A 12053-nucleotide genomic window follows, 5' to 3' on the forward strand; every position below is an offset into this window, starting at 1 on the left:
TAACTTGTTTTATAAGGGCATCGAGTGAAATAATATGTTGAAGTAATATGCCTGAAGACAAAAATATAGGCCCATCAATAGTAGGAAGATTGGATATCCAACTACTACGATCGCTTATTGCTGTTGCAGAGGCTTCAACAATTTCTGCGGCTGCAAAAAGTTTGAATTTGACCCAGCCAACATTGAGCTTGCAACTAAAGCGACTGGAAGAGCGTTCTGGTCAAATATTGTTTGAGCCAAGCAGGCAAGGGCGCTCGCGCCGTTTGACGACACATGGTCAGCGGCTGGTTGGATATGCCAAGCGGATAATTTCAGCTTATGACGAAGCCGTATTATATTTGGCTAGTCCTGAACTTGTTGGTGATATTAGACTTGGTGTACCGGAATGGTTTGCTGAAGCGGGCCTTAATATTATCCTTGCCCAATTTAAAGAGATGCACCCAAATGTGCAGCTGCGGGTTGTTGCTTTGCCAAATGGCCAACTGAGACGCTTTATTTCAGACAATCAACTTGATGTAGCAATCGCAATCGTTGGCGATGGCTTAAAGCCTGTTGGGAATATCTGGAAGGAACCACTCCATTGGGTTGCTAGCCATGATATGAAATGTCTGGAACAAGAAATATTGCCGCTTGGTTTGTTTGCCAGCCCATGCCCATTTCGTGATAAAATAACCACGTATCTTGCCACTATGGGTATTAATTGGCGTGAGGAATATGTCAGCGAAAGTGTTACAACAATTAGCACCGCAGTGGCCGCTGGTTTGGCCGTTACTGTCTTGCCGAAAGTTGCGATTTCGAGCGAGCTGAAAATCATTGATGCTTTAGATGGATTTGATCAATTACCACCAATTGAGCTTGGAATATTCCGCTCTGAACATTCCTATGATCGTCCAGGACTTGGTGATCTGATTCGTAATTTAACAGATTTCATTGATACAAAGATGAATGCATACAGCACACACACAAGTTTTGTGTAGTATTTTTGAGTATTTCCGATTGCTTTAGATTAAATTTTGCCTTCGAAATTATTTGTATCTTTTAGATCAGCTAATATGACGTTAATGTGTGAGAGTATTTATAATGACTTTTTATACATTCGGCATGTAATTGAGCCCAATTATAAAATCTAGAATTTCTGGCTTTTTATTTATTTAAATATCCTATTTTTATTCTATAAGCTCCCCGTAAGAGAAAATTGGCGACGCCTATTTCGCTTGATATTGGGGAAAATATGTCTGAAGAAACGCAATCTGGGGGGAGTGATACCTCTCAACATCTCGCTGAGATAACAGCTGAAGTTGTTTCCGCGTATGTAGCAAATAATACTCTACCAGCATCAGAGCTACCGGCTTTGGTAACAGATATCCATGCAACATTATCTGGTCTTGTACGGAAAAAAAATTCAGGTGGTGCTGATGGTGAGAAAGAAAAGCAAAAACCTGCTGTTCCTATCAAAAAGTCTTTGAAGCCAGAAATTCTGACTTGCTTAGAATGCGGTTTGGAATTCAAGTCTTTGAAAAAACACCTCCGCGCTAGCCATGATATGTCGCCTGAAGAATACCGCATGAAGTGGGGTCTTCCAGCTGACTACCCAATGGTTGCTCCTGCCTATGCTGAGCGCCGTTCGGATCTAGCTAAAAAGCTAGGACTTGGCCGTAAGGCTTAAAGTCATTTTTGTATTTTAAAAAGCCAAGCAACGTTGAGTTGCTTGGCTTTTTTGTGCTTACATTCGGGTCTTATTGATGAAGGCTAAGAACAGCACATGCAAAACTTGCAATTCAACAAATCAAAAGTGCAAACACGATGAGTGCCGCGCTTGATATGGATGATCTCACCCGCTGGGTGGGGCGCGAAGAACGTGCTGTTGATTTCATCACGCCAGCACTTGTTGATAGGTTTAAAGCGACACTCGGTAGCTCAGCGTTAGGTCTTCATTGGTGTTTGGCAATGCCAACGGTTCCCATGAGTGATGTTGGCCATGACGGTCATCCTAAGAAAGGTGGTTTTTTACCACCCGTGCCGCTTCAATATCGTATGTGGGCAGCAGGCGAGACCACGTTTTATTCTGACCTACCTGAAACTGGTGAAGTCGAACGGCATTCAACGATAGACGATGTGACATTGAAGCAGGGGCGGACGGGGCCGCTTGTTTTCGTCAATGTATTGCACCGTTATAGCGCTGGGGGAACGATAAGACTGCAAGAGCGTCAGACCATTGTTTATAAAGAAACCGCGGCAGCAGCTCCCTCACATGCGGGCGACCCTTTTGCAGCAGATTTTGAGCAAATGCTGGAGACAAATTCTGTGCTCTTGTTTCGTTATTCAGCGCTCACCTTTAATGGCCACCGCATACATTACGATGAACCTTATGCACGTGAAGTAGAAGGCTATGAGGGGATAGTGGTGCACGGCCCGATGATTGCGACGTGTCTTATGCAAATGGCAGGGCGCGAGGCGGAGCGAATGGGGGTGACCTTAGAGAATTTCACCTTTCGTGGTGTAAGTCCTGCCATTGCAGGCGGTACCTTGCAGCTTTTGGGAAAACGGGAAGAGGGTGGTTTTATCCTACAGGCGCAAGATGATGAGGGGCGGGTTAAGATGGAAGCCAAAGCGAGCTTGAAAGCATGAGCATTGGCATAACCCGTAAGTTAGCAAAGATGGCGGCGTGGTCCGACCTTCCAGAAGCAGCACTTGCTGTGATGCGATTGTCTGTCTTTGATTGGGTGGTCGTTGCTCAAGCGGGCATTGATGAGGATGTCTCGCGCATCGTGCGTACTATGGCACTGCATGAAGGGGGTAAGGCGGAGGCGTCTGTGTTCGGTAGCTCACTTCAAGTGCCAGCACGGGCCGCAGCCCTTGTTAATGGTTCTACCAGTCACGCGCTTGATTATGACGATACGCATTTTGCTCATATCGGCCATCCAAGTGTTGCGGTGGTATCGGCTGCTGCGGCTATTGCAGAGCGTGTTGGGGCCAGTGGTCAATCGTTTCTTGAGGCAGCTTTACTTGGGTGCGAAGCAAGTTGCCGCATCGGTGTTTGGCTTGGGCGTTCTCACTATCAAGCAGGCTTCCATCAAACTGCGACTGCTGGAACCTTCGGCGCAACAATTGCTTGCGCCCGCCTTTTAGGTCTCGATGAAGAGCAGACATGCCACGCTTTAGGTTTGGCTGCCACGAGAGCGTCTGGATTAAAGTCGCAGTTTGGAACCATGGGTAAACCTTACCATGCGGGCATGGCAGCATCTAACGGCGTTGAGGTGGCTTATCTGGCTTCTCACGGCTTCGTTTCGCGTGTGGATGGTATCGAAGCATCACAAGGGTTTGGCGTGACACATGTCGGTTCTCAAAATGAGGTCGACTTTGAAAGCCAACGTTTCTTGTTTGAAGATGTCAGCCATAAATTTCATGCTTGTTGTCACGGTATTCATGCAAGTCTTGAAGCCCTTGGCGAAATACGGCGTGAGAATCAATTTGATCTCCATGAGATAGAGAACGTCATGCTAAACGTGCATCCGCGTTGGCTTACCGTTTGCAATATTGAGAAACCTAAGACGGGGTTAGAAGCAAAATTCAGCTATAAAGTTGCGGCTGCTGCTTGTCTTGCAGGGCATGATACGGGCGCCCTAGACACTTACAATGATGCGCTTTGTGATGATGTCGATCTAATAGCATTACGCGACCGCGTTGAGGTTCGTACCAATGAAAAAATTGGCGAGGCGGCAGCGGAGGTGGTTGTTAGAACTGGCGCGGACATCTTCTCATCATCACACGATTTGACCAAGCCGATGAGCTTTGACAATCGGCGTGAGAAAATCGTCGCGAAAGGTGCAAGTTTGCTAGGTGAAAGCCTTGCCGCCAATTTGGAAACAAACGTTGATAATCTAGCGCAATCGAATGCCGCTTTTACCCTCAAGAGTTTGATTGGCTAGCATGCTAGCCGCCCAAGAATAACTGCCCGACATTTGGGTCGTTCAAGAGGTCTTTGCCCTTACCTGCAATTGCGATTTCACCTGATACCAGCACATAGCCAATGTCCGCGAATTCGAGACCCTTCTTGGCGTTTTGCTCCACCATGATGATGGTTTTGCCTTCCACATGTTGAAGGTCGTGCAAAATCTCAAACACCATATCGATGAAGCGTGGTTCCAAGCCGATGGACGGCTCATCGACGAGCAATACATCTGGGTTCATCACCAAAGCGCGGGAAATTTCCAGCAAGCGTCGTTCACCACCAGACAGCACTTTTGCTTGGTGCTTGCGGCGGGCGGCGAGGCGTGGGTATTTATCGAAAATCTCTTCTGCTTTTCGCTTTGCTTCGGCTGGCTTGTCTTGCAAAAAGCCACCCATCCAGAGGTTCTCTTCCACCGTCATGCCGGGGAAGACGGACTTATCTTGCAGAATGTAGGCAATGCCTGCTTCCGCTAATTTCTCATTCGGGGAGAGGGCGGTGACATCCCGTTTGTTCTTGCCGTCGCCAATATTGATGGAACCAGAAAAGATATTGTTGAAGCCGAAAATCGCGTGAAGGATCGTCGACTTGCCAGCACCATTTGGGCCGATCAGACAGAGTGATTGTTTGCGCCCCACATGCAGGTTGATGTCGTGCAAAATTTCCATTTTGCCATAGCCTGCTTTGAGGTTGTTGATCGACACATAGGGGTCATTGCCCGCTAGATCCATCAATTGATCGACCGTTATATCTTGCGCGATGGCCGAGACTTGTTTGGTGACTTCCTCAACCGAAATTACCGTTTCAACACCGCCCGAGCCATATCCGCTAACGCCTTTTTTAGTAGCTTTTGCCATTAGTGCGCCCCCAGATATGCGTCGATGACGCGTTGATCGTTTTGAATGTCATCCGGTGCGCCTGATGCCAGCATTTCACCGTGCGCGAGGCAGTAGATTGTGTCCGCCATATTCATGATGACGCGCATATTATGCTCGATGATGAAGAGGGTAATGCCGAACTCAGAATTGGCGAGTTTGAGGCGATCAATCAGGCCGTTGATAAGCGTCGGGTTGATGCCCGCTGTTGGTTCATCAAGCAGTAGAACCGTCGGCTCATTCATTAAAGCCATGGCGAACTCAAGCAGCTTTTGCTGGCCGAAGGAGAGGGAACCTGATTGCAAATACCTCTTTTCATAAAGGCCAACAAATTCAAGTAGGTGCTCTGCACGCTCATGATCTTCACCGCTGTTTTTCTTAAGTGAATCCATAAAGCTCATTTTGCGATGAGGTAGTGAGATCAGCATATTCTCAACGCAGTTCATTGCACCATAAATGCGGGTTTGTTGGAAGGTGCGCAAAAGGCCGAGACGGGCGATTTCTGGCACCTGCATTTTTGAAATTTCACGGCCCTTAAATTTAATCGAACCACTATCAATCGGATGATAGCCAACGATCGAATTAAACATCGTAGTCTTGCCCGATCCATTGGGACCTATCAGGCCCGTGATGCCGCCTTCTTTGACCGATAGTGAAACGTCAGAATTGGCCTTCACACCACCGAAAGATTTGGAAACACCGCTTACATCAATAATCGTACTCATTCGGCTGCCTCAAACTCTTTTTGGTCAACACGAATGCCGAACCATTCTGGTTTCTTGGTTTTTAACCAGCCCATGAGGCCATCTTGGAAATAGACCACTGTGACAACAATCAAGAACCCAAGGGCGACCCACTGCCATCCGAGGAAATAGCTCCATGTCACTTCCTTGATGACATGGAATAAGATCGCACCAATGATTGGCCCCCATAGCGTTCCCTTGCCGCCAAGCAGCACGCAAACCACCATGAAGATGCCGAGGTTGATTGTTTGGTACGCCGTTTCAAGCGGCTCAAAACTGATCAATTGGAAGGCTGATATACCGCCGACAATGCCAACGAAGAAGGCCGCCATTGCCCATGTGATGAGTTTATAACGAAGGGTGTGGATGCCCATTGCTTCGGCTTTTTCTTCATCATCACGAATGGCGTTCATGGCCGCGCCGAAGCGGGTTTTATAAAGCCAATTTAGGAAGGTGAATAAGACAACGCCGGTTATGGCAAAGGCGTAATAGATGAAGATCTTGCCATCATCCAGATCACCTGGATAGACCGGAAGCACGATGCCTTGACCGCCGCCAACCCATTCCCAGTTTGAGACGAGCTCACCTGCTGCAATAGCAACGCCGAGTGTACCAATCGCGAAGTAGGGGCCGCGTAAACCGAAGGTTAAATAGCCGACGATGAAGGCTGAAATGGCGCAGAAAAATCCAGCAAATAGTGAGCCGAATATAAAGCCCGTGAAATATTGTTGGTCGGTAAAGTCAAACCGACCACCGCCAAAAGCACTGGTGTAATCGCCAACATCATAAACCAGCGATATCGCAAAAACGGCGGCGGCATACATGCCCGTGCCGTAGAAGAAGATATTGCCGAGCGAATTATACCCCATCTGTCCGCCCGTCATGTCCCATGTCATGGCGACGATGATGAACAGCCAAAGCGTGGCGAGCTGTGTGGTGAAATTTGGAAACCAGAATGGAGCCACGATGATGAAGATCAACAAGACGCCATGCAGGAAAGGTTTTGGATTGTTTTTGTAGGTTTGTAACATGCCTGAACCCTCCTATTGTAACACTTGGCGATTGCGGCGTTGCTGCAATAACCGCACGATTAAAACGAGCAGCAAGATGATGACCGCGATTGCTTGTTGGTAGCCAATGCCAAAGATATGACCGCCATATTGTTCTGCTGCACCAATGCCAAGACCTGCTGCGATAACACCTGGTAAATTGCCAAGGCCCGCAGCGGTGACGACCACAAAGGCGCGTATTGAGTAGGTGATGCCGTAGAAGGGTTGAATGACCCATACCATCACGATGATCGCGCCAGCGGCTCCGCAAATGGCAGAGTTAAGTGAGAAGGTGAAAGCGTAGACTTTTTCAGTGTCGATACCGAGCACACGGGCAGCGCGCGCGTCTTGTGCTGTTGCGCGGATGGCTTGGCCCATGCGGCTATTCTTCATGAATAAGACGACACCGAGCGCGAGGGCGCTGGCCATCAAAACGCCAAGTACTTTTGCCATGGGTAGTTGAATGAAACCGTCGGCAAATTCGAGAACGGGCATATCAAGCGTTAGGCTTTGGGTGTCGGAGCCAAACATCAAATTCATGATTTGCGCCATCATAATAGCAAGGCCGAAGGTTGCGAGGAGGGAGGTGAAGAGGTCGCGCTCAATGACGCGAGAAATGACCAATTTATAGGTTGCCCAGCCAATGCCCCACATCACCACGAAGGCGACTGGAACACCCAGCAGCGGATGCATGCCGATGTTGTTGACAAGCCACCAAGAGACATAGCCGCCTGCGATCACGAAGTCGCCTTGTGCGAGGTTTTTGACATTCATCACCCCCCAAACAAGAGCCAGACCGTAGGCTGCAAGCGCAAACAATGCACCAATCATCAGCCCTTCAATAATGATCGCTAAATTGACGACCGGAAATTCGATGAGTAGGCCAATATTGCCTAATATTTGATCCATAAACCCTACCTTTGGAAAAGGTTTGCCCCCGTTCAAACGTCTTAAAACGCTTGTTACGGAATGATTATAAATATCCGGAGAGTGAAACCAGACGCTGCTTGTGAGCGTCTGGTTTTGTGTTTAGTTGGCTTTGCGCGGATAGTTCACTTCGTGTGAAGCAAACCCAGATGGGGCTACAACATTGTAGGCACCATTTTGAATTTGACGCAGAACCATTGGCTTGGCGATGTTATTGCCAGCCTCAGAGAAGCGAATATCGCCGTAGAATGTTTTCAAATCAGTCTTGGCGATTGCATCACGCACAGCATTTTTTTCCAATGTGCCAGCACGCTCGAAAGCATCCTTGAAGACATAAACCGCAGCACTTGCTTGTGCTGTTTGATACGGCACTTTCTTCTCAGCATATTCAGGGTAAGAACCTTTGAACTCTGCCTCATAGTTTGAAGCACTGCCGAAGATTGGGTCTTCGTAAGTCAGTGATTCAGCCCACTGTGTTGAGCACAAGATGTCATTTGCTGCATCACCGAAGTTTCCTGTCACATCTGCTGCTTCGCAGTGTGTGAGGGCAACCATTGGCGTTTTGATTTTCTGCTCACCGATTTGACGAACAGCCGTTGCAGCACCTTTTGAGTGGCCTGATACAACGAGAAGGTCAGGCTTCAACAATTTCACTTTTGTAAGAATTGCCGACATATCCGAAAGATCGCGGGGCAGTTTCTCGTCGATGATGACTTTCATGCCAAGCTTTTTAGCGTCTTCCAAAACACCAGCACGAATATCGAGAGAGAACGGATCGTTCTCAACCGCAATCGCAACCTTTACAGAAGAAGCATCTTTGCCAGCTTCTTTGGCTTTTTCTGCTGCAAGTGTGACGGCTGATGCGAGATATTGCTCAGAGGTTGAAAGCACGGCGAAGAGATACTTGTAACCCTTGTTGAACAATGAGCGCGACGCGCCTTCTGCTTCAACCATCGGGATTTGATATTTCTCTGTTACTGGTGCAATCGCTTTTGTGAGGCCAGATGAATAAGGCCCAAGCATGAACTGCACTTTGTCTTGATTGATTAGGCGTTCTGCGAGGGTTGCACCACGGTCGCCTTTGGATTCATCGTCATAGTAGATGACGTTGAAGTTGTAGCATTTGTCAGCAACTTTAATGCCGCCATTTTCTTTGATTTTCTTGATGGCAAATTCGTAGCCGTTTTTCGCATGCGCACCGTTGGTCGCATATTTACCAGTGAGCGAGATTGCTGAGCCAAGTGTCAAAACTTCGCATTCAGCAGCTGCTGCAATACCAGTAGAGGCCATCAAAATACCGAAAGTATAGGCCATACTTTTCATAGTACGTTTCATTATATTCCTCCCTAAAATGTTCCATCCCTCCAGATGGAACCAAGAGTGTAGGCAGGAAAATCTGCTGTTATCAACTCGCAACCAAATATTTTTCAATAAAACCGGAGAGAATTGATCAAATCTTATTGCTAAGGGAACATGAAGCCGTGTGTTTTGAGCCATTTTCCGAAGGTTTTACGTTCACTGCGTGCATATTGTCTGGCTTTGTCTTCTGACCAGCCATATTTCGCTGAAACTCCGTCTTCTTTGGTAAAACGCTGGGTTTCATAATGGCGTGTCGGGTCATATTGCTGCGCCAGCGCATCTTCGCGGCTGTCGTCAAATTGGTTTTCATGCACGGTGGCAGACAGAGGGAGACGAGGTGACGGGGCGGGGCGGGACTTTGGCCATCCGACAGCAAGGGCTGCAACAGGGAAGACTTGTTTGGGTAGACTGAGAATGGTCGCAACATCTTCAGATTTGTTTCTAATCGCGCTGATGGGGCAGGTGCCGAGGCCTGCCAACTCGAAACATGTAACAAGTGACGACAATAAAATACCGCCATCAACGGCTGCGTTAAACAGTGCGTCCATATGGTTGTTAGCGAAAGGACGGTTTTGGCGCTCGTGGATTTTTTGTTGGCGGCGGTGATTACCAAGCACGACGAGCAAAAGCGGCGCGCCACTTACCCAGCTTTGCGTGTCACAGGCTTCATTGAGGGCCGTTCTGATTTTTGGATCGGTGACGATGAGAATGTCCCGTTGTTGCAGATCGCTCTTTGTGGGTGCAGAAAAAGCGGTTGCGATCAACGTATCCAATAGCGCTCGATCAATTGATTCATCTGTGAATTCGCGGCAAGAGCCTCGCGCGGCGATAGGGAGCAGCTGTTCCAAATTGCTTGGTGGTTCACCCGCATCAGAAAATCGAGCGTTAAGGGCTGTGTGAAGTTTGGATGATGCGGGAGGCGTCATTTTCTAGTGCCTTAGTTTGAAAGAAGTGGTTCGTTAAATGCAACGGGTGATTATTCTAGACCCAAGCCAAGAAATAACTCTACATTAAATATGCTTAGGGCGGCGGTTCTTGTGAAATCGTGTCGCATATAAATAGGTGTCTTGCGCGACAATGTGGCTACTTGGATAAACGCGACGGTTGTTTGATTGGAAAACGAAAATGTTTCTGTCTGTCTTTGATGTGTTTAAAATTGGGGTTGGCCCATCCTCGTCTCATACGATGGGGCCGATGGTGGCGGCGCGTCGTTTTTTGGATGAAGTCCGCGATGGAGACTGGCCGCGTCCGGCAGGCGCTGAAGTTAAACATGTGAGCGCGAGACTACATGGATCACTCGCTTTTACAGGCAAGGGTCACGGGTCTGACCGCGCGATCATTTTGGGCTTCATGGGGGAATTGCCAGATACCATTGATCCTGATCAGGTGGATGACATTATCGCGCGCGCTACACGTACAGGCATGACGGCAGCAGAAGGGCATCCAGCTTATCTGTTTGATCCTGAAGTGGATTTGGTTTTTGACTATGATGTCAATTTGCCAGGTCATGCGAACGGCATGTCTTTCATCGCGTCCGATGCGTCGGGCCGTATGCTGCTTAAGCGGATTTATTATTCTATCGGCGGCGGTTTTGTTGCGAGCGAAGAAGAGCTTTTGACCATTCGCGATAAGGATGATGAGAAGCCCGTTGGTGTGCCGCACCCGTTTGCTAATGCCAATGAAATGCTCGCCATGTGCGCGAAGTCTGGCAAGTCAATCGCGGAGCTTAAACGTGCCAACGAAGAAGCCACCATTGGTGCTGCAACGCTTGAAGCGGGATTGCAAAAAATCTGGAAAGCGATGGATGACTGCATTGAACGCGGCCTTCGTCAAAAGGGAGAATTGCCAGGCGGATTGGCAGTGAAACGTCGGGCCGCAAACCTGCATGAAAAATTGAACGAGCAAGCCCAATCAAACCGCTTTAATCCGATGGTCGCTAATGAATGGCTTTCGCTTTACGCCATCTCCGTCAATGAGGAGAATGCGGCTGGTGGTAAGGTCGTGACGTCACCCACCAATGGAGCGGCGGGTGTCGTGCCTGCAGTGATCAAATATTATCTGAAATTCATCGACAATGCCTCGAAAGAGGGCGTTGATACGTTCCTGCTAACCGCTGCGGCGATTGGCGGCATCATCAAACACAACGCGTCAATCTCAGGCGCGGAAGTGGGATGCCAAGGGGAGGTGGGTTCTGCCTCTTCTATGGCGGCAGCGGGACTTGTCGCTTGCATGGGCGGCACGCCGGAACAGGTGGAAAATGCTGCAGAAATTGCACTCGAACATCACCTAGGTATGACCTGCGACCCCGTCGCAGGCCTCGTGCAAGTGCCATGTATTGAGCGCAATGCATTGGGTGCTGTAAAAGCGGTCACCGCCGCATCACTCGCCATGGCAGGCGATGGCACACACTTCATCCCGCTCGACAATTGCATCGAGACCATGCGTCAAACAGGGCTTGATATGAACGAGAAATATAAAGAGACAAGCCTCGGCGGACTGGCTGTTAATACGGTGGAGTGTTAGCCCTCATCATACAGGCGGGCGCCAGTCATAAATCCAGTTATATCGCTGCGCCATACGTTCGCCGCCCATGGTTTTGAGGGCTATGTTGCGGGCGAGGGCTGGTAGGCCGCTCATGTGATAGCGCTTTCCGTTGGCCATGGCTTCGTGCCACACTTTCGTGACGCGCTCTTTGCGGGCGGTCTCATAGGCTTTGAAGGCCAATGAGGTGTTCGGCTGTGTCGCGATGGCGTGGGCAAGTACGGCGGCGTCTTCTATAGCCATAGCGCCGCCTTGCGCGACAAAGGGCACCATGGCGTGGGCTGCATCTCCAACAAGCGCGGTGGTGTCATTGGTCCAAGAGCTTTCAGGTGCGACGGTGAAGAGGGGCCAGCGCTGCCAGTTGTCTGTGCGCTTGATCAGGGTTTTGATGGGTTGCGACCAGTTCGGCAAATGGGCAAGCACCTCGGCACTTGTCGCAGGTGCACTCCAGCGGTTTTCGACTTGTGCGCCTTGAACAATGCACACCATGTTGAGCTGCTTACCCCCCTTAATCGGGTAATAGATGAAATGCGCTCTTGACCCGAAGGTAACGGTGACATCGTGGGTTTTATCAAACGCTTCACCGCTCGCCGCGTCTATGATTGCACGA

At 49.1% G+C, this 12053-nt stretch carries 12 protein-coding genes; 5 read left to right on the plus strand and 7 right to left on the minus strand.

The window, feature by feature from the left end; all coding sequences use genetic code 11:
* Positions 1-89 precede the first annotated feature (89 nt).
* The 4 genes from ABJO30_07400 to ABJO30_07415 all read left to right on the plus strand — a co-directional run bounded on the left by ABJO30_07400 (position 90) and on the right by ABJO30_07415 (position 3929).
* Positions 90-977 carry a LysR substrate-binding domain-containing protein gene (locus ABJO30_07400; protein MEP3232637.1) on the plus strand — a complete coding sequence of 296 codons (888 nt, stop codon included), beginning with the start codon at positions 90-92 and terminating at the stop codon, positions 975-977.
* A gap of 254 nt (positions 978-1231) precedes the next feature.
* Positions 1232-1666, plus strand: coding sequence for a MucR family transcriptional regulator (locus ABJO30_07405; GenBank protein MEP3232638.1), 435 nt, complete (start codon positions 1232-1234; stop codon positions 1664-1666).
* 137 nt (positions 1667-1803) lie between these two features.
* A complete protein-coding gene (locus tag ABJO30_07410) occupies positions 1804-2628 on the plus strand; it encodes a MaoC family dehydratase N-terminal domain-containing protein (GenBank protein MEP3232639.1) in 825 nt (274 codons plus the stop codon).
* Complete coding sequence (locus tag ABJO30_07415) at positions 2625-3929, plus strand: MmgE/PrpD family protein (protein ID MEP3232640.1); 1305 nt, start codon at positions 2625-2627, stop codon at positions 3927-3929. Before ABJO30_07410 ends, ABJO30_07415 begins: the two co-directional genes overlap by 4 nt.
* 4 nt (positions 3930-3933) lie before the next feature.
* Here the strand turns inward: ABJO30_07415 and ABJO30_07420 are convergent, their stop codons facing one another.
* The 6 genes from ABJO30_07420 to ABJO30_07445 all read right to left on the minus strand — a co-directional run bounded on the left by ABJO30_07420 (position 3934) and on the right by ABJO30_07445 (position 9828).
* Positions 3934-4806, minus strand: a complete 873-nt coding sequence (locus ABJO30_07420) for an ABC transporter ATP-binding protein (GenBank protein MEP3232641.1) — start codon at positions 4804-4806, stop codon at positions 3934-3936.
* Entirely contained in the window at positions 4806-5549 is a 744-nt protein-coding gene (locus ABJO30_07425; protein ID MEP3232642.1) for an ABC transporter ATP-binding protein, read from the minus strand. The genes ABJO30_07420 and ABJO30_07425 overlap by 1 nt, the downstream gene beginning before the upstream one ends.
* Positions 5546-6598, minus strand: coding sequence for a branched-chain amino acid ABC transporter permease (locus ABJO30_07430; protein ID MEP3232643.1), 1053 nt, complete (start codon positions 6596-6598; stop codon positions 5546-5548). The genes ABJO30_07425 and ABJO30_07430 overlap by 4 nt, the downstream gene beginning before the upstream one ends.
* A gap of 12 nt (positions 6599-6610) precedes the next feature.
* Positions 6611-7525 (minus strand): branched-chain amino acid ABC transporter permease, encoded by a 915-nt coding sequence (locus ABJO30_07435; GenBank protein ID MEP3232644.1) that lies wholly within the window; start codon positions 7523-7525, stop codon positions 6611-6613.
* A 120-nt stretch (positions 7526-7645) separates the two neighbouring features.
* Positions 7646-8878 carry an amino acid ABC transporter substrate-binding protein gene (locus ABJO30_07440; protein ID MEP3232645.1) on the minus strand — a complete coding sequence of 411 codons (1233 nt, stop codon included), beginning with the start codon at positions 8876-8878 and terminating at the stop codon, positions 7646-7648.
* Positions 8879-9006: 128 nt separating this feature from the next.
* The gene (locus ABJO30_07445) at positions 9007-9828 is read right to left on the minus strand and encodes a nitroreductase family protein (GenBank protein MEP3232646.1); all 822 of its coding nucleotides are present in this window, start codon (positions 9826-9828) and stop codon (positions 9007-9009) included.
* A gap of 199 nt (positions 9829-10027) precedes the next feature.
* Between ABJO30_07445 and ABJO30_07450 the strand changes: the two genes are divergently transcribed.
* On the plus strand, positions 10028-11425 hold the full coding sequence (locus ABJO30_07450) for an L-serine ammonia-lyase (GenBank protein MEP3232647.1): 1398 nt from the start codon (positions 10028-10030) through the stop codon (positions 11423-11425).
* Positions 11426-11431: 6 nt separating this feature from the next.
* On the opposite strand, the gene ABJO30_07455 is transcribed toward ABJO30_07450, so the two are convergent.
* Positions 11432-12053: FAD-dependent monooxygenase (locus tag ABJO30_07455; protein ID MEP3232648.1), on the minus strand; the 622-nt coding region annotated here is incomplete at its 5' end.

The organism is Hyphomicrobiales bacterium, assembly GCA_039973685.1.
In the GTDB taxonomy this organism is placed as follows: domain Bacteria; phylum Pseudomonadota; class Alphaproteobacteria; order Rhizobiales; family JACESI01; genus JACESI01.